9 protein-coding genes and 1 pseudogene are annotated in these 20943 nt (G+C 33.5%); all 10 read left to right on the forward strand.

What is annotated here, in order from left to right; translation table 11 throughout:
* The first annotated feature begins 28 nt into the window (after positions 1 to 28).
* Entirely contained in the window at positions 29 to 1837 is a 1809-nt protein-coding gene (locus BC748_RS06575; RefSeq protein ID WP_133532666.1) for a cytochrome c oxidase subunit I, read from the forward strand.
* Positions 1838 to 1918: 81 nt separating this feature from the next.
* A complete protein-coding gene (gene ruvB / locus BC748_RS06580; RefSeq protein ID WP_133532667.1) occupies positions 1919 to 2941 on the forward strand; it encodes a Holliday junction branch migration DNA helicase RuvB in 1023 nt (340 codons plus the stop codon).
* A 32-nt stretch (positions 2942 to 2973) separates the two neighbouring features.
* Positions 2974 to 3342: a four helix bundle protein gene (locus BC748_RS06585; protein ID WP_246014013.1), complete on the forward strand. Its 369-nt coding sequence runs from the start codon at positions 2974 to 2976 to the stop codon at positions 3340 to 3342.
* A gap of 25 nt (positions 3343 to 3367) precedes the next feature.
* On the forward strand, positions 3368 to 4291 hold the full coding sequence (queG, locus tag BC748_RS06590; RefSeq protein ID WP_425459549.1) for a tRNA epoxyqueuosine(34) reductase QueG: 924 nt from the start codon (positions 3368 to 3370) through the stop codon (positions 4289 to 4291).
* A gap of 685 nt (positions 4292 to 4976) precedes the next feature.
* Positions 4977 to 6566 (forward strand): response regulator transcription factor, encoded by a 1590-nt coding sequence (locus BC748_RS06595; protein WP_133532669.1) that lies wholly within the window; start codon positions 4977 to 4979, stop codon positions 6564 to 6566.
* Entirely contained in the window at positions 6563 to 7723 is a 1161-nt protein-coding gene (locus tag BC748_RS06600; RefSeq protein ID WP_133532670.1) for a tetratricopeptide repeat protein, read from the forward strand. The genes BC748_RS06595 and BC748_RS06600 overlap by 4 nt, the downstream gene beginning before the upstream one ends.
* Before the next feature lie 448 nt (positions 7724 to 8171).
* Positions 8172 to 15827: a choice-of-anchor J domain-containing protein gene (locus BC748_RS06605; protein WP_133532671.1), complete on the forward strand. Its 7656-nt coding sequence runs from the start codon at positions 8172 to 8174 to the stop codon at positions 15825 to 15827.
* A gap of 37 nt (positions 15828 to 15864) precedes the next feature.
* Entirely contained in the window at positions 15865 to 16800 is a 936-nt protein-coding gene (locus BC748_RS06610; protein WP_133532672.1) for a PorP/SprF family type IX secretion system membrane protein, read from the forward strand.
* Between the two features lie 12 nt (positions 16801 to 16812).
* The gene (locus BC748_RS06615; RefSeq protein WP_133532673.1) at positions 16813 to 18687 is read left to right on the forward strand and encodes an OmpA family protein; all 1875 of its coding nucleotides are present in this window, start codon (positions 16813 to 16815) and stop codon (positions 18685 to 18687) included.
* A 127-nt stretch (positions 18688 to 18814) separates the two neighbouring features.
* A pseudogene (locus tag BC748_RS06620) lies at positions 18815 to 20943 on the forward strand (hypothetical protein); the annotation flags it as partial.

Consider the following 20943-nt stretch of genomic DNA (forward strand, 5'->3'; position numbering starts at 1 on the left):
TTTTACATAAAATTTAAAGTACAGTATTATGTCAGCAGAAGCTCACAATCACGCACACGATAATGATCATGGTCACGACCACGAACATCACCATAAAGATACTTTTATAACCAAATACATTTTTAGCATCGATCACAAAATGATTGCTAAGCAATATCTGTTAACGGGTATTATCATGGGTGTTATTGGTGTTGGAATGTCATTGCTTTTTAGAATGCAATTAGCTTGGCCTGAAGAATCATTCAAAATATTTACTTTTTTCTTAGGTGAAAAAATGGCTCCAGGCGGAGTAATGACTAATGAAGCTTATCTATCATTAATTACAATACATGGTACTATCATGGTATTCTTTGTATTGACAGCTGCCTTGAGTGGAACTTTCAGTAATTTACTTATACCATTACAAATTGGTGCTAGAGATATGGCATCTGGTTTTTTAAACATGGTTTCTTACTGGTTATTTTTCCTGTCAAGTATCATAATGATTTCTTCACTTTTTGTTGAATCTGGACCTGCATCTGCTGGTTGGACTATATATCCGCCGTTAAGTGCTCTTCCTCAAGCAATATCTGGTTCGGGAACAGGTATGACTTTATGGTTAGTGTCTATGGCTGTGTTTATTGCTGCTTCGTTACTTGGTTCATTGAATTATATTGTTACTGTAATAAACTTAAGAACACAAGGAATGTCAATGACAAGACTTCCATTAACAATTTGGGCGTTTTTTATTACTGCTATTATTGGTGTAATTTCGTTTCCAGTTTTATTATCAGCAGCTCTTATGTTGATTATGGATAGAAGTTTTGGAACATCATTTTTCTTGTCAGACATTTATTTAGCTGGAGAAGTTCTAAACTACCAAGGTGGTTCACCTGTACTATTTGAGCACCTTTTCTGGTTCCTTGGACATCCTGAAGTATACATCATTTTACTTCCTGCTCTAGGTATTACTTCTGAAGTTATTGCAACTAATTCGCGTAAACCAATCTTTGGTTACAGAGCAATGATTATGTCAATTATAGCAATTGCATTCTTATCAACTATCGTTTGGGGTCATCACATGTTTATTTCTGGAATGAATCCTTTCTTAGGTTCTGTATTTACATTTACCACCTTGTTGATTGCAATTCCTTCTGCAGTAAAAGCATTTAATTACATAACAACTCTTTGGAAAGGTAACTTACAATTAAATCCTGCAATGTTATTCTCTATTGGATTGGTTTCTACATTCATCACCGGAGGTTTAACAGGTATTATTCTTGGTGATAGTACACTTGATATTAATGTTCACGATACTTATTTCGTAGTTGCTCATTTCCACTTAGTAATGGGTATTTCTGCTCTTTATGGAATGTTTGCTGGAATATATCATTGGTTCCCAAAAATGTTTGGAAGAATGATGAATAAAAATTTAGGTTATATTCATTTCTGGGTAACAGCAGTATGTGCTTATGGTGTATTCTTCCCAATGCACTTTATTGGAATGGCAGGTTTACCAAGAAGATATTATACAAATACAAACTTCCCACTTTTTGATGATTTAGCAAACGTGAATGTAATTATTACGGTATTTGCTTTAGTTGGTGGTGCATTCCAATTGGTTTTCTTATACAATTTCTTTAGTAGTATATTTTATGGAAAAAAATCAGTTCAAAATCCTTGGAAATCGAATACGCTAGAATGGACTGCTCCAGTTGAACATATACATGGAAACTGGCCTGGAGAAATCCCTCATGTTTACAGATGGCCATATGATTATAGCAAACCTGGACATGATGAAGATTTTGTTCCTCAAAACGTGCCGATGAAAGAAGGAGAAGAAGTGTTACATCACTAAATTTCTTTGTAAAATATAAAAATGCCTTTCCTTATCGAAAGGCATTTTTATTTGCACACAACTTTATCCTATATTTGTAATATGAATGAAAATCTCAATCCTACGAATTCTAATTTCAACCCTGAAGAACTTGACTTAGAAAAAAAGTTAAGACCTCTATCTTTTGATGATTTTACTGGACAAGAACAAGTTTTAGATAACTTAAAAGTATTTGTTGAAGCAGCTAATCAAAGGGATGAAGCGCTAGATCACACGTTATTTCATGGTCCGCCAGGATTAGGGAAAACTACTTTAGCCAATATTTTAGCAAATGAACTTGGCGTTGGAATAAAAATAACATCTGGTCCAGTTTTAGATAAACCCGGTGATTTAGCTGGATTGTTAACTAATTTAGAAGAAAGAGATGTTCTGTTTATTGATGAAATTCATCGATTGAGTCCTGTTGTAGAAGAATATTTATATTCTGCAATGGAAGATTTTAAAATTGACATTATGATTGAATCGGGTCCAAATGCAAGAACGGTTCAGATTAATTTAAATCCTTTTACACTCGTTGGTGCAACGACACGTTCTGGATTATTAACGGCTCCAATGCGAGCTCGTTTTGGAATTCAAAGTAGATTGCAATATTACAACACAGAATTATTAACCACAATTGTTCAACGTAGTTCCGCCATTCTAAAAATGCCTATCACGATGGAAGCCGCTATCGAAATTGCTGGAAGAAGTCGTGGAACACCAAGAATTGCTAATGCATTACTTCGTCGGGTTCGTGATTTTGCTCAAATAAAAGGAAATGGTAAAATAGACATAGAAATAGCACGATTTTCATTGAAAGCATTGCATGTAGATGCGCATGGTTTAGACGAAATGGATAATAAAATACTCACCACTATTATTGATAAATTCAAAGGCGGACCAGTTGGTCTTTCTACTTTAGCAACAGCTGTTTCTGAAAGTGGTGAAACTATTGAAGAAGTATATGAGCCTTTTTTAATTCAAGAAGGATTTATTATTAGAACACCTCGTGGTAGAGAAGTTACTGAGAAAGCTTATAAACATCTAGGAAGAATTAAAGGGTTGAATCAAGGAGAGCTTTTTTAATTTAGAAATCAGAATTTAGAATTTAGAACTTAGTGTTGCATCAAGATAAGGATTTAAAGAATAGAACAAAACAATTTACAATTAATGTGTTGAATTTTGCAGAAAGTTTAGAATATTCTATTGTAAAAAAGGTAATTGTAAATCAAATTACAAAATCAGGTTCATCAGTTGGAGCTAATTATCGATCTGCATGTAGAGGTAGAAGCGACGCTGAATTTTTATCGAAAATGAATATTGTTTTAGAGGAAGCTGATGAAACTTTGTTTTGGTTAGAAATTATTGAAGAAATGAATTGGAAAAACAATGAAGAATTAAAACTATTGCTTAAAGAAGCGAATGAGTTAACTGCAATTTTTGTCACCATAATTAAAAATACAAAAAACAGAATCAATACCAAATAGTTTTTAATATTCTAAATTCTAAATTCTGAATTCTAAACTTACATACACTACTTTCATCAAATCCGAAGCCAATAAGCTCGGCTTTCTTTCTTGTGGAATCTCTAAAGCAGGTTTTTTGGAAGAAGATGCACCGCGATTAGAAAATTGGTTGAAGCAAAACAGTCATGGTAAAATGGATTACATGGCTGATTATTTTGATAAGCGATTAGATCCAACCTTATTAGTTCCTGATTCTAAAAGTGTAATCACGTTATTACTGAATTATTATCCCGCCGAAATTCAAAATGAAGCGAGTTATAAGATTTCAAAATATGCTTACGGAAAAGATTATCATTCTGTTTTAAAGAAAAAATTAAAAAAACTTCTAAGAGCCATTCGAACTGAGATTGGCGATGTTGCGGGACGAGCTTTTATGGATTTTGCTCCCGTAATGGAAAAATCTTGGGCTGCAAAAAGTGGTTTGGGATGGATTGGCAAAAACAGTAATTTAATTACCCAAAAAGTGGGTTCTTTTTATTTTATAGCCGAATTAATTTTAGATCTCGAGCTAGAATATGACCATCCTACAACTGATCATTGCGGGTCTTGCACTGCTTGTTTGGATGCTTGTCCAACACAAGCAATTGTTGCGCCTTATGTTGTTGATGGAAGTAAATGCATCTCTTATTTTACTATCGAACTTAAAGAAAATATTCCGCAAGAAATGAAAGGTAAATTCGATGATTGGATGTTCGGTTGTGATGTCTGTCAAGATGTTTGTCCTTGGAATCGTTTTTCGAAACCTCACAGCGAACCTCTGTTTAGTCCTTATCCCGAACTACTGTCTTATTCTAAAAAAGACTGGGAAGAAATTACCGAAGAAACTTTTACTAAAGTATTCACCAACTCTCCATTAAAGAGAACACAACTCGAAGGATTGAAAAAGAACATCAAGTTTTTGAAGAAATAGGGACAAAAAGAAAGATTTTAACCTCTGAAGTTAATACTGTTTTATTTTGGAATGTCTTAAAATTTTAATCATTTGAAATAGCTAGAAGTTATTAGTGACTTAAAAACAGGATGGCTTAATACAAATTCTCATAACAAATCTTTATTAAGATAATGCAAAACTCTAATTAGTTTAAGCAAAACTCAATTTGGTTTAAACATAACTCTATTTGCATTAAACAAAACTCTATTTGCATTAAGCAAAACTCTATTTGGTTTAAACAAAACTCTAATTGATTTAAGCAAAACTCTATTTGGTTTAAACAAAACTCTATTTGCATTAAGGGTAACTCTATTTGGTTTAAACAAAACTTTAATTGGTTTAAGCAAAACTCTATTTGCATTAAGGGTAACTCTATTTGGTTCAAACAAAACTCAATTTGGAGTAATAATTGTTCTCTTTTGTTTAATATAAATCATTTTAATGATACTGTCTTTTAATGATGTTTTATTCTAATTAGGGATACAAAGTTTTACAAATTATAGTAGAACTATAAAAGATAATTCCAGTTTCTTAATTCAATTTTTAAAGTATTCTTATTTTTAAACAGTAATTTTTACATTTTTAAAGCCCATTTTTGTCTTAATTATTCTATATCTTTGCCAATACTGACCAGTTATTTTTTTTTGTATTAATTTAAAAGCAAATGAAATATCTTATCAAAATAGAGAGATGTTTTTATTTTATTTTAGTATTTGGATTACTCCATACGAATAGCAGTGCGCAAAATCTTTTAAACAAACATTATTTATCTGACGACATTCAAAGTCAAATAAATTCCAATCCTGATCAAGCATTAAAAATTGCTCAATATTTATTGAGTAAAACGAGTACATCAAATGATGAAAAGGCAAAAGTGAATTACCTTATCTCGAAAGCTTATATCGTAAAGGGAGATTATAGTAGTGCTTTAAATTTTCTCTACGAAGAAAAAGATTATGGCGATTATCTTAATGAAGAAAAATCTATTGATATAGCTATTGCAAAAGTTAGAGTTCTAAGAGAATTATCATTAGACAAACAGTCAAAAAAAATCATTCAGCAACTCGAAAATAAACTAAAATCTACTTCAGATGGAAAGTTGAGGAAATATTTAGAGACATCAATTACTGTTGAAAAAGCCAATTATTCATTAAAGGAAAACAAAGTAAAAGAAGGAATTACGCTTTTTAAAAATCAGGAATTATCTGCAAATGAAGCTCTAAAAACAGCCAAAGAATTAGAATTAAATTATCTAATAACAAAAGGGCAATTGTTTATAGCTAACAATAATTTGGCGGAAGCCGAAAAGATTTTTCAATCAGCCATTGACAAAATCAACAAACAGAATGCTAATAATATTTATTCCAAAATTGATGCTTTAAACGGATTAGCACAAGTGCTTTTTCTAAAAAAAGAATACAACAAAGTAGTTGCCTTAACCAATGAGGCAATGATACATGCGGAGCGATTTGAAAATCTTTTTTTACAACTAAAAATCAGCGAAATCCAAAGTAAAAATTATTTAGCATTAAATGATTTTGATAACTATAAGAAAGCCAACACTAAGTTTTTTGAACTGCAAACCGAATTGGAAAACCAAGAACAAGAAGCTATCAATACTAGTTACAATCTTATTTCTGATGAATATACAGAAAACTATGAGAATGATGAAGCTAAGTACTATGATATAATTTACATTTTCTTAGGATTGGTGATTATTGCAGCATTGATTGGCTTTTTCTTTTGGCAAAAAACACTGCAACGAAAAAAACGATTAAACGAAATAATCAACTATATCGAAATTACAAGAAGTAATCTTTTGGGTGGTTTTAGTATTGCAGATAAAAAACAGGAGCCAAAAAAGAATGTTATTTTAAAAGAAACCGAAGAGCAAATTTTGAATAAATTGAAGCGATTTGAAAGTTCAAAACGATTTACTAACAAAGACATTTCGCTTGCTGTTTTAGCTGGGCAATTGGATTCAAACACCAAGTATCTTTCAGAGATTATAAACAATCATTATCATGTTAATTTTAATACTTATATCAATAAGTTGCGAATAAATTACATCATAGAAAAATTAAAAACAGATCCAAATTTTATCAATTACAAGATTAGTTATCTAGCGGAAAATTGTGGTTTTTCTTCTCATAGTAGTTTTGCAACCGTTTTTAAATCAATTACAGGAATTTCTCCAGTCAAGTTTATTGAGTTACTTAATCAAGAAAAAGAAAATAATTTATTAGAAGAATGAAAACTAGCAACTATAGCTTTTGGTTATACCTGTTGATTGGTTGTGTTTTTACAACTCAAACATTCTATGCTCAAAATTATAGAAAACTAGATAGTATTATTAATGTTGCGGGAAATGAAATTTATGTAAATCCAGACCACGTAATCGAAGTTGGTCAAACCATTGTTAAAAGTGCAGGCGACAATGTAAATTATAAAATCAAAGGATATAAATTAGTGTCAGATGCATATTCTTCAAAACGAGATTACGAAAAATCACTAGAATATCTAATAAAAGCTTCCGAACTATTAGACCAGTCAAATGATGATTTACTGAAAATAACTATTGTCAACAAAACAGGAATACAATACCATCAGCTAAAAGTATATGATAAAGCTATTCAACATCTAGACCAAGCCGAGCAGTTGATTGCAGATTATCCTAACAAAGACTCTATTCACTCCGAATTAGGGAAGAATTACATCGTTAGAGGTCTTATTTATAAAGAAAATTTGAGTTGTGCCATTGCCATTGCCTTTATTGATAGAGGAATTGCTCAGCTATTGAAATCAAAAGATAAAGCGGATGCTGCCACAAAAATTAGTATTGCGATATACAACAAAGGAAATTGTTATCTCTTATTGAACGATAATAAAAAAGCACTTGAGAATTTTCAACAATCAGCCAAATTAGCTCAAGAAGTTAATGCCAAAAGTTTAGAAGCATTTGCCTTAAAAGGTTCTGCCAAAGTTTATGCTTTGGAAGGAAAAAATTCGGATGCAATAAATGCTTTAAACAAAGCAGTGGAGCTTTCTTCTGAAGTGAATGATTTAATTTTAAACCAAGAAATTTATAGAGGTTTAGCCGAAAACTATTTGGCAATAAACGAATGGGATAAATATAAAATCAACCAAGGAAAATTTATCGACATTCAAAAATTAATCAAAGACCGCGAAAGAAATTCGGTTAGCGAATCTTTAGATGTAAAAGAAGTTGAGTTAAAAATAAAACAAGAGGATTCTTCAAAAAGATTCTATTATTTAGTATTGCTTTTATTTGTTATTTTAAGTTTAGGCATCTTTTTTTTCTATGTAATTATTAAACGAAAAAGAAAAGAAGTTGAAGCAATAAAAAACCAAATATTTGTGTTACAAAACAAAAAAGCAAAAGAAGTTTAAACTTCATTTTTATACCCAAAACACCCCAAAATACTGCCATTATACTTTGTAAATTCAGTAAATTCTAAAGCAAAACCATTTTTGCTCTATCACTATTTCCGTATCTTAGTGTAAAGAAACATAAACCACAGATTGTTTTAAGCAAACATCCGTGTAAATCAAGGCTTTGAGAGTGGTGTTTTAAGAAAAAAACACATTCAAAAAACAATGTTTTCTACTATTGATAAACGATTTTATTTCAATAAACGAATAAAATCAATAAGGAAAAATTGAAAAAAAGTGGTTAAATCGGTTTGATGTTTCTAGGAAGCTTTTTTTAAGCATTAAAGACAAATTTTTTGAAACAAATTTTAAATAATAGTATAAATTGAAAATTAATTTCTTGACGAATTTTTGTCGAAAATTGATTTTTACAACGAATTAAATTACCAACTAAATAATTTACAAAATGCAAAAAAATTACCCCTTTTTTGAAACCACATTATTAAAACCTGTAAATGGTATTTTTCAAAACAATAACGCTTCTGGTAAAAATATCTTTCAGCGATTTTTCGTTTTGTTATTAATATTGCTAGCTAATTTTAGTTACAGTCAACTAGCAACGGAGGCATTTGAAAGTGGTATTCCGACAACATGGGCAATTAGAGGAACGCAAGGTGGTGTTTCAACAACCTTTACTAACAATTGGGTTCATACACCAACTGGCGGTTATTTGGCTAGTGGTGCAGCTACACTAAATCCTTCAACTAATAATACCGTTGGTACAACAGCGGAGTATTTTATGATTACTCCTCAGTTTTTGACACCAGCTGATGGTCAGATTCGTTTTTTTACTAAGCAAGGAAGTTTTACGAACAGAGGAACTGTATATCAGTTAAGAATATCTACTGCAAATCAGCCTGATTTGAGTAGTTTTAATGTGACGTTACAATCTTGGACAGAGTTGCAATTAAATACTGCTGCAACAACATGGGAAGAAAAAATTGTTAATATACCAACCATACCTGCTGGAATTCCAGTTTATTTAGCTTTTGTTGCCATAACTAATCAAACTGGAACTACAGCTACAAGTGGCGATTCTTGGTTTATAGATAATGCACGAGTAATTTCAAGTTGTTCTCCAGTAACAACGCCAATGATTGTTCCATCTGAAACTGGAGCAACAATATCTTGGACACATCCGTCGGCTACTCAATTTCAAATAAATATTGTACCAGCTGGAGCAGGAAATCCAGCAACAGGAACTCCAACAGGAAATAGTTATAATGCAGCAGGTTTAGAGCCATCAACTAATTATGATGTTTATATAATTGCTAATTGTGATGGTTCTACATCGAGTGCTTGGGCTGGACCATTTCCTTTTAGCACAACAACAGTTGGTTTAACCTGTACAACATCAATAGTTATTCCGCCAGATGTTACAACAGCGCCATATACTTTAAGTTCTAATTTAGATCAATTTTATGATGGTACAACTTATGTTGAAATGGATAGTCAAATAATGAGCTGTCAACCAATTGGTCAAACTGGTAATTTATTATTAGGAAACCATGTTTATCTTTCTTATACACCGACCACATCTGGTTTAATTGATATCACACAAACGGTAAATGTTCTCTCTGGTGGTGGCGGAAATAATTGTTATAATGATCTTTCAAGTGTTTTTGTCTTTGATGGTTGTGCAGGAGTTGGAACGTCAGCAGCATGTTTAGCTGCAGTGGCTACATCTAGTAATGCAAACACGGCGCAAATTTCGAATTTTTATGCTGAGGCTGGAAAGGAATATGTATTTGTAATTTCATCACCATATGAACAGTCCAATCCTGGAGCAGGAGTTTGTTTTACTTTTACAATTAGTGGTTCTGCTTGTCCTTCGCCAGCAGTGCTAACTCTAGATAATCTACAACAAACATCAGCTCTAGCTTCATGGAACAATGTTCAAAATCTTGTAAACGCATGGGAGTATATTGTTTTGCCTTCTTCTTCAGCTGCTCCAACAGCTGCTCAATCTGGTACACCAACTAATACAAATAGTAATAATCCTTTGTCAGGACTTTCTCCAGGAACGAGTTATAATTTATTTGTTCGTTCAATATGTGGAACTCCTGGAGCATGGAGTGCACCATTATTTTTTACAACACAATGTAACCCTCAAACATTACCCTATTATACTGGATTTACAAATGCATCAACAGTTAACGGAAATCCAGAACCATGTTGGTCAGTATTAAATTTGAATAATGATCAATATCAGTTTAATTATGGTAGCGATTGGCAAGGTGAACCTGTTGCAAAATTATCTACAGGAAATGCTGGTAATCAAACAAATGATATGTTGATTTCGCCTCAATTTAATTTAGATGGTGTTACTCAAAAGAGACTTCGTTTTAAATATCAAGTTTATGGTAATTGGGGATTAATAGTAGATAATCCAACTGGTGGACCAGGTTCGTTTGAAATTTTGCTTTCAACCAATGGTTTAGGAGAAGGTGATTTTACAACCGTTTTAGTTCCTTTAAGTTCATATACTACAGCTTACAATTATATTGAAATGATTGTTCCAATTCCAATGAATATCACTGGAAATATAAACATTGCTTGGAAATTACCAGCTGGAGCAAACCAAACAGGTACTCAATTTTATATTGATGATGTTTATGTAGAAGATTTACCAGCATGTTCTGAGCCATCTTATCCAACAGTTACTCCTGGAACTTTAACTTCAACTTCGGTTGAAATATCTTGGACTAATGGTTATCAAAATACACAATGGGAATTAGTTGCACAACCATTAGGTACTGGTATTCCAACTCAACCTGGAATTATTGTAAGCACTAATCCATATACACTAAACAATTTAATTCCTTCAACACGATATGAGTTTTATATGAGAGCTTATTGTAGCGATACAGAGCAAAGTATTTGGGTTGGACCAATTAATTTTAATACCGTTTGTATTGCTCAATTTTCTCCTTATTTAGAAAGCTTTAATGACGACGACGTTACTACAAAAAAATTCTGTTGGACTACTAATAATGTAAATGGTGATATTGCACAATGGACAATAAACGGAACAGAAGCAAGTATTCAACCTCAAGGACAATTTTTTAATCCTTTCGTTTCTTATGACGACTGGTTAATTAGTGTTCCTGTTAATGTAACTGGACCAAAAATACTTCGTTTTAAGTATAGAGCAGCAACTTCTTTATTCTTCCCAACTCCGAGAGGTAATTTCGAAGTATTAATGTCACCAACACAAGACTTTGCCACTTATACCACATTGATTCCTTCACATGATTTTACTAATGGAGGTTATTTAGAAGATTCGGTTTTATTTAACGGAACAGGAACTTTTTATATAGCGTTTAGAATGTCGCCTACAATTGAAAATCCCGGAGCTACAGGTATTGTAATGATTGATGATGTTAAAATTGAAGATGCTCCAGCTTGTCCAGATCCAAATCCTGCTAATTTAACGGCTACAGGAATTACTCCAACAACGGCTAATTTAGTTTGGACAGCAGGAAATACAGAAACGCAATGGCAAGTTGTTATACAAGAACCATTATCCGGAATTCCAACTGGTTCTGGTACAACAGTTACTACAACGCCAACATATAATGCCACTAACTTAACAGAAAATACGGCTTATGAATACTATGTTAGAGCTATTTGTAGTGGTTCTGAAAGTAGTAATTGGGTTGGACCTTATCCTTTTAGAACTATCTGTAACCCATTTCCAACACCGTTTATAGAAACTTTTGATAGCAATTCTCAAACAGAAACTTGTTGGACAATTGTAAATGGTAATGGCGATTCTGATTTTTGGCAGCTTAGTCAACCAGCAAATCCAATTTTTGGCGATCAAATGGCTGGTTTGTTCTCGGGAAATAATGGAAATAATAACGAATGGTTAATTACACCAACACTTATGGCTCGACCTGGTCAAAGACTTCGTTTTTACTACAAAGTACTTAGCAGTGATTTTGAAGAAGATTTAAAAGTAATGCTATCTACAAATGGTGTTGCTACAAATCAATTTTCGACAATTTTATATGAAAACAATGTTGTTATACAAACTGATGCTACTGGAACGGTAGCAGGTTCTAATACAATAACATTAGTTTCTACTCAAGGTGTTCAATTGGGTGATAGAGTTGATATTCCAGGTTGGGTAATTCCATATGGTTCAACCGTTACTGCCATAAATGGAACAACAATAACCATATCAGGAAATGCAGACGTAACTGCTGCTGGACCATTAAATGTAACTTTTGTTCATGACGTTATTAATAATGTTGAAGTGCGTGAAATGGTTATTAATCTAACAGATATTACAGCTCCAACAAATATTAACCTTGCGTTTTATACTCCTTTCTTTCCACCAAATCCCTGGAATTATAGAGGTCAATATACTTTTATAGATAATGTAATTGTGGAAGATATCCCAGCTTGTCCATCAGTAATTAATGTTACAACATCCAATATTATTGATGTTGCAGCGGATATTAACTGGGAAACTACAGGTTCAGAAACAGCTTGGGAAATTTCAGTTCAACCTTTTGGAACTCCACCGCCAACAGGTGCTACTTTACCTGAATACCTTCATACAACAACTTCTCATCCTTATACTGTTACAGACTTAACTCCTTCAACTTTATATGAATATTATATTAGAGCTGTTTGTAGTTCTTCTTCTCAAAGTGAGTGGATTGGTCCATTTGAAATTTTAACTCGATGCGATTATTCTAATGTATGTCAATATACTATTTCGGTTACTAATGGAAATACAGGTCAAGTGACGGATAATGTTAGTGTAATGCAAAACGGAATTGAAATGCAAGCACTCGAATTCCCTGGTTTTGGACAGCCAGAAGTAATAGATTATACCGTTTTCTTGTGTAGAGGTGTTGAGTTTAGCTTATACTGGAATGGTTTTGGAAGTGGAGTTCAATACTCAGAAGCACAAATAGTTGTTAAAGACGAAGCGAACAATATCGTTTGGACAAGTCCGTTAGGATTAGGTGCCGTAAATACAACTCTTTTTACTGGAATTGCCAATTGTGGAACTGTTACTTGTCCGCAACCAACGAATTTAGCAGTAAGTAACCAAGGTGTCTTGTCTTGGACTGCTGGAGGTTCTGAGACTCAATGGGAAGTTTTTGTACAACCATTAGGAAATGGTACAATTCCACAAACAGGAATTATTGTAAACACACCAACATATACACCAGTTGCAACTGATTTTACAGTTTCAACTGCAAGTACTTATGAATATTTTGTTCGAGCTGTTTGTAGCACAACAGATAAAAGTTATTGGTCTGGACCAAAAGTATTCATTAGAAATGACGAACCAACCAATGCTGTTCGTTTACAAGTAAATACTGGAACTTCATGTGAAGTTTCTGGTGTTGACGCTTCATTTATTTCGGCAACGGCTTCAACAGTTCCAACCTCTTGTGCAGGAACTAATGGTGGTGATATTTGGTACGATTTCGTTGCAACTTCAAGAGTACATGTTATTGAATTAAGCGATTTTGCTCCAGGAAGTTATTTTACATCTGCTTTTGTTGGTCTTTGGCCAAAAATAATGATGTCGTTATATGAAGAACAAACAGATGGTTCACTTGTTGAAAAAGGATGTAGTGAGAACAATTCATTTGTTGCAAGTTATTCAACGGAACTAGTTGTTGGAAAAACATATAAAATTAGATTAAAATTAGATAGTAATGTTCCAAATGATAAGACCTTCCATATCTGTATTACAACGCCACAGGATTTGTGTGAAATGGATGCTTTCAATTATGATTTTGAAAAATTACCATTACAATATGTTACAGGTGTTACAACAATTATTGATGCAACAGTTACACCAGGTTGGAGAGTTAATACCGATTGGGGAACAATGTTCTTCCAAGAAGCTTCTAATTCAGGAAATGTTTATCCATTCTCAGGTGGTCAATGTATTCAATTAACACAAGATGATGAAAGTACTTGGGATGAAAGTGATCCAAATATCAAAGGCTTGTACAAAGATTTTGACACTACTGAAATTACTAAAATGGACTATAGCTTTGCTTCTGCAACAAGAGGAAATGGCTCAACGGTTCAATTATTCGCTGGTCCGCCAACAGGTCCATTTACATTAGTTACCGAAGATTTTGCAAATAGTTTGGACTGGGAATGGGTTAGAGGAACTTATGTTGTTCCTGCTGGTCAAAATACTACGCGCTTTATTTTCCGAACAAAATTTTATGATATAGGTCACGTTTTAGATGCTGCAAATTTCAAAGCAAATGTCGATATCAATATCGATACTGCTGATACTACTTTAGATTGTATTACTACTACAATGGAATTTGATGCCAATGGTTTTGGTGTTTGGGAAGCAGACGCAAACAATCCTGGAGCAACAACAATAGCAAATCCAAATAGTGGCTCAACAAATGTTTCTGGTTTTAACGCACCAGGAGAATATGTGTTCCATTGGAAATCACGTTATTGTGATAAAACAGTAACGATTACTAAACAAGGAACTACAGAAACAGCAGAAGTAGTAAGTCCTGTTATTTATTGTTTAAATGATGTGCCATCAGCTTTAACAGCAACAGTTTCTGCAGGAAATACGGTTAAATGGTATACTCAAGCAATTGGCGGAGTTGGTTCATCAACTGCTCCAACACCAAATACATCTGTAGCTGGCAGTTCTCAAATGTTTTATGCTGCATCAGTTGATGCTAATGGCTGTGAAGGTCCAAGAGCAGAAATTATTGTGCAAGTAAATGAGTTACCTTCTGCTACAATTTCAGGAACAACAACCGTTTGTGCAAATTCAACAGCAACTATTACTTTTAATGGAACGTCAAACGCTGTGGTTACTTACACTATCAATGGTGGTTCAAACCAAACAATTACTTTGGACTCAACAGGTGTTGCAACAGTAATAACTTCTGCTTTAACTACAGATACAACGTATGCTTTAGTAAGTGCCGCAATCACAAATGGAATTACATGTTCGCAAACACTAACAGGTTCAGTCATTGTAACGGTAGAATCATTAGCGACTGCCACAATATCAGGAACAACAGTCATTTGTGAAGGTTCTACAGCAACAATAACGTTTAATGGAACAGCAAATGCAACCGTAACCTATACAATAAATGGTGGAGCAAATCAAACGATACTTTTAGATGGTTCTGGAAATGCTACAATTACAACTCCAGCGTTAACTACAACTACAACTTACGCATTAGTTAGTGCAGCTGCATCAGGAACGTTATCTTGTTCTCAAAATCAAACAGGTTCGGTTGTTATAACTGTAAATCCTATCATAACTCCAGTAACAGATTTTACATACGAGCAAACAACATATTGTTCTGATGCTGAAAATATTTTACCTCAAGGAAGTTTTGCAGCTGGTGGAAATTTCTCAGCGCCCACAGGCTTAGTTATTGATGCTAATACGGGTGAAATAAACATCGGAAACAGTACCATTGGAACCTATTTAGTAAAATATAAAATTGATGAAGAACCTACTTCATGTAATCTTGGTGGAGAAAGTGAATTTGAAATAATAATCACTAACGGGTTTAATTATACAATTGATGAAGTATGCGAGAACAGCATGTTGATGATTCAAGTTGCCAATGCTGATTTCAATTTAGAAACAGCCAATTATATATGGAGCCAAGCCAATACGACAGTTGGAACTAATAATCCATCATTTAATGTGAATGAATATTTAGCGCAAAATCCATCATTAAATTTACCATTAACATTTAGCGTAACTGTTGGATTAAATGGCTGTTCAAAAGAACAAAATATCACTATTGAAAATAATCCTTGCCAAGATATTCCAAGAGGTATTTCGCCTAACAATGATCAAGTAAATGATGCATTTGACTTAACTGGTTATGGTGTAAAAGAAATCACAATTTTCAATCGATATGGAACTAAAGTATTCTCTTTCTCGGGGAATTACTCCAACCAATGGAAAGGACAATCGGACAGCGGAAATGAATTGCCAGATGGAACTTATTTCTATACCATTAGCACCAATGACGGTACCAAAACAGGTTGGGTATATATCAACAGAGAATATTAATAAAGGAAGCTTTTAATAAATAAAAATGACACACCTAATGAAAAAAGGATATTTAGCACTAGCATTACTATCATTGTTCGCATTGGAAGTTCAAGCACAGCAAGATCCACATTATACGCAATATATGTATAATATGAACGTAATGAATCCAGCCTATGCAGGTTCAAAAGAAACTATTTCTGGAGCATTACTTTATCGTCAACAATGGGCAGGATTAGAAGGCGCGCCAAAAACAGCCACTTTTTCTATTCATAGTCCAGTTGGTAAAAATGTTGGATTAGGATTTTCTGCTATTTCAGATAAAATAGGTCCAGTCGAAGAGACTAATGTTTTTGGAGATTTCTCCTATACGGTAAATATGGGTGGAGATAGTAAATTGGCATTTGGTTTAAAAGCGGGAGCAATTTTCCAAAAAATTGGTTTGTTTTCAGAAATTGGAAACGGATACACACAACAACCAAATGATTTTGCTTTCGATGAAAACAGTAATAATATCAAATTGAACATTGGTACAGGATTATTTTTCTATACCAAAAAATATTATGCTGCATTGTCTGTTCCAAATATGCTTGATGGAAAACATCTAGACATTACACGAAACGGTCAAGAATATCAATTTGGAAGTGACACACAACATTATTTTCTTACGAGTGGTTATGTTTTCGATTTGTCGACAAATACTAAATTTAAACCTTCTTTCATGCTAAAATCAGCATTCAAAGCACCAACTTCTTTAGATTGTTCAGCAAATTTTTTATTTTTTGAAAAATATGAAATTGGTGGAACCTATCGTTTAGACGACTCTTTTGGAGCTATGATAAACTTTGCGGTTACACCATCAATACGTGTTGGTTATGCTTATGATCATGTAATTTCTGATATTAGAGGAACTGCTCCAGCTTCACATGAATTCATGTTGTTATTTGACTTAAATTTGTCTAAAAAAGTTTCTGTTTCACCAAGATTTTTCTAAAAACAACCAACCATGAACAAAACATATATCACACTTAGTTTGATGTTGCTGCTAACAGCAAGTTATGGACAGAATAGTGCAACTCTAAAAGCTGACAAACTTTTTGAAAGCTACCAATATGTTGCCGCAATAGACGAATATACTAAACTCGCCGAAGGGAAAAACGGTAACGAATATATTTATACACAATTAGCAGATAGTTATTATAACGTATTCGACTCAGAAAATGCCGCGAAGTGGTTTGCCAAAGCTACCGCAAAAGGAAAAGCCGATGCTGAAACGTATTATCGCTATGCACAAACCTTGAAAGTTTTAGGGAAATATCAAGAAGCCAATAAGCAAATGGATGTTTTTTCAAAAATGATTCCTTCGGATGCAAGAGCGAAAGAGCATTTGGCAAATCCAAATTACATTCCAAGTTTAGCTAACAATTCAAAATTGTTTGACGTTGTTTCAACGAATATCAACAGCAAAGGACAAAGTGATTTTGGCGCTATGTTAACCAATGATAACACACTTTATTTTGCTAGTACCAGAAATAGTTCTAACAAAACCGATAACTGGAACAAGCAACCTTATTTGGATATTTACCAGGCAACAAGAGATGAAAAAGGAACTTTTTCTGAACCTACTCAAGTAAAAGAATTAAACACACCTTTTCATGATGGTCCAATTACATTAAGTGCTGATGGAAATACAATGTATTTTGCACGTGATGGTCATAGCGAAGGGCAATTCGAAAAAAATAAAAAAAGTAATATCAAAGTGGGTCAACAAGGAATTTACAAAGCAACAAAAGTTGACGGTAAATGGACAAATGTTGAAGCTTTGCCAATCAATAGTACAAGTTATTCGGTTACCAATCCTAGTTTAAGTAAAGATGGGAAAACATTGTATTTTGCTTCAAATATGCCAAATGGTTTAGGCGAATCGGATATTTGGAAAGTTGCTATTGAGGCAAACGGATATGGAAAACCTCAAAATTTAGGTTCAAATGTAAACACAGCCGATAGAGAAAATTTCCCTTTTATTGATGATGACAACACATTGTATTTTGCTTCAACAGGAAGACAAGGTTTTGGTGGTTTTGATGTTTTTAAAGCCGATATGAATAGTTCTTCACCAGCAAAAAATCTAGGAAAACTTGTAAATACTGAGAAAGATGATTTCTCCTTTAGTTTTAATAAAAATCAAAATGTAGGTTATTTTTCTTCAAACAGAAACGGAAATGATGCTATTTATTCTGCATTACCATTGTGCAAAGCAGAAGCTATCGTTTTGGTTACAAATGCTAAAACTAAAAACCCGTTAGCCAATGCTTCGGTTGGAATATTAGATGCAAAAGGAAATGTAATTGCTACCGAAAAAACCAATTCAGAAGGAAAAGTTAGTTATCCAATCGAATGTAATTTGGGTTATGGATTGCAAATTGCTGCTCAAAACTTTGAATCAACTTCTTCTGCTGTAAAAGCTGATAAAGCTGGTGCAACAACAGTTGAGGTTTCTTTAACGCCATCGGAAGTAATAATTACAGATAAAGAAGTGATTTTAAGTCCAATTTTCTTTGAATATGATAAAAGTAATATCACAGCTCAAGGTGCAGCCGAATTGGATAAATTAGTCAAAGTGATGAAGGACAATCCTTCGATGGTAATTTTTGTAAAATCGCATACCGATTCAAAAGGAAGCAATGATTATAACCTGAAATTATCTGAAAGAAGAGCACAATCTACCGTTCAATATATAGTTTCCAAAGGAATTTCTCAAGGAAATATCTCTGGAAAAGGATTTGGAAGTACTGAACAAAAAGTAAGTTGTGGTACTGATTGCACTGCTGAACAAGATGCTCAAAACAGACGTTCAGAATTCTTGATTGTAAAAAAATAGATTAATAGAATACCTCCCGATTTATTAAGATTAAAGTTTAAAAGTTAATTAATTTTGTAAATGGAAATCAATAGCTAATCTCAAAAAAATTTGGGATTGGCTATTGTGCATAAATTAAGATTGTTTAATGAAGAATATTTTAAAGTTAATTTTAGCATTGGTTTTTACGAATTTAGTTGTTGCACAAAACGAACCAAATGATTGTGTCAACGCTATAATTGTATGCGGAAATGGTAGTTTCACATCCAACGCAAATGGTAGCGGAAGTACTCAAGAAATCAATGCCTGTGGCGGAATGGAAATTAATTCCCTATGGTTAAAAATAAATATTGTTCAAGGTGGAACGTTGGGTTTTAATATAATTCCTGATGATCCTAGTATTATTGTTGATTATGATTTTTGGGTTTTTGGACCAAATCCTAATTGTACAGCTTTAGGAGTTCCAATCAGATGCGCCACGACGAATCCGCAAGAAGCTGGATTAACCAATAATATTACAGGAATGAATGGTTCAACTTTGTTAACACAAACTGGACCTGGTTCTGATGGAAATGGTTTTGTTAGATGGTTAACGGTTGTTCCTGGACAATCCTATTATATTGTCATTGACAGACCTGTTGGAGATGGCGGTTTTCAAATTCAATGGACAGGTTCAGCCATGTCAGGAACAGGAGCTTTTACAACTCCGCCAACCGTAAATTCAATAGCAGACGTTTTGACTTGTAGTAATACTCCAAATGTTGGGATTTACAATCTTGATACAGTAAGATCACTCATAAATGCAGATACTTCTAACAATACGATTTCATTTCATACTTCCCTAGAAGAAGCAAATGATAATACAAATCCATTGCCAGATATTTATGCCAATACATCAAATCCTCAAACAATTTTTGTCAGAGTAACTAATAATTTGTCGGGTTGTTACAACACAACAGACTTTGATTTAGTAGTGAATTTAGTACCTAATGCATCGTTAAGTGTCTCTGATACAGATATATGTTCTGGTGATGGTGTAACAGTCACTTTTACTGGAACTCCTAATGCAACATTTGATTACAGTATTGATGGTGGTCCAATTCAAACTGCAATTCTAAATGCTTCAGGAACATTTACAATGACAGAAATTCTTACTTCAGATAGGACATATACATTAACTGGAGTTAGAGTTCTAGATGGCTTAGGAGCTATAATCTGTTCACAACCATCGAATCAGACAATTACTGTTGCCGTAAATCCCGCGCCTACAGTAACCATATCGGGAACGACAACAATTTGTTCTGGAGCAACTACTAATATTACTTTTAATGGCACTCCAAATGCAACTGTTACTTACACCGTTGATGGAGGTAGTAATCAAACTATTCTATTGGACAATACTGGTTTTGCTGTTCTAACAACTCCAGTATTAACTTTAGACAGTACTTACAACTTAGTAAATGTTATTTCATCAGGTACTTCTTTATGTAGCCGAGTAATATCAGGCTCTGCTATTGTGACAATTGGGTCACTTCCAACGGTAACTATTTCAGGAACTACAACAATATGTTCAGGTGATACAACTCAAATAATATTTACTGGAACAGCAAATGCAACAGTTACCTACACAGTTGATAGCGGTAGCAACCAAACAATTTTATTAAATGGAATGGGTTCAGCTGTTTTAACCACACCAGCATTGACTAACAACAGTATTTATGATTTAGTTAATGTTTCATTGCCTGGAACTCCACTTTGTATTCAATCCCAAACAGGTTCTGCTTTTATATCTATAAGTCCTTTGCCAACAGCAAGTATTTCTGGAACAACAACAATTTGTTCTGGTGAATCGGCTCAAATAACATTTACCGGAACCCCAAATAGTGAAGTTACCTATAACATTGGAACAAATCCAAACCAAACTATTATGTTAGATTCTATCGGTAATGCTTTACTCTGGACTCCAGTTTTGAACACTACAACATCTTATAATTTGATTAGTGTTAAAGATTTAAATACTACTTGCTCTCAATCACAAATAGGAATAGCAATCATAACGATTCTTCCAAAACCCTTTGCCAATCCAACCATTACAGATTATGCCTTGTGTGATTACACCAATCCGGGCGATGGAGAAGAGGTTTTCACTTTAAACAGTAAAACGGCAGAGATAATCAACGGGCAAGTAGGTTTAACGGTAGGCTATTATCTAACCCAACAAGACGCAGAAGACCAAATTAATCCATTACCAAATTTATACACCAATACGACTATTGG

Source organism: Flavobacterium dankookense (genome assembly GCF_004362665.1).
GTDB classification, from domain to species: Bacteria; Bacteroidota; Bacteroidia; order Flavobacteriales; family Flavobacteriaceae; genus Flavobacterium; species Flavobacterium dankookense.

What these genes read in the sequence shown, in the direction of transcription:
- BC748_RS06575 (WP_133532666.1), top strand. Translation starts at nt 29, where the DNA reads ATGTCAGCAGAAGCTCACAATCACGCACACGATAATGATCATGGTCAC.
- ruvB (WP_133532667.1), top strand. Translation starts at nt 1,919, where the DNA reads ATGAATGAAAATCTCAATCCTACGAATTCTAATTTCAACCCTGAAGAA.
- BC748_RS06595 (WP_133532669.1), top strand. Translation starts at nt 4,977, where the DNA reads ATGAAATATCTTATCAAAATAGAGAGATGTTTTTATTTTATTTTAGTA.
- BC748_RS06600 (WP_133532670.1), top strand. Translation starts at nt 6,563, where the DNA reads ATGAAAACTAGCAACTATAGCTTTTGGTTATACCTGTTGATTGGTTGT.
- BC748_RS06605 (WP_133532671.1), top strand. Translation starts at nt 8,172, where the DNA reads ATGCAAAAAAATTACCCCTTTTTTGAAACCACATTATTAAAACCTGTA.
- BC748_RS06610 (WP_133532672.1), top strand. Translation starts at nt 15,865, where the DNA reads ATGAAAAAAGGATATTTAGCACTAGCATTACTATCATTGTTCGCATTG.
- BC748_RS06615 (WP_133532673.1), top strand. Translation starts at nt 16,813, where the DNA reads ATGAACAAAACATATATCACACTTAGTTTGATGTTGCTGCTAACAGCA.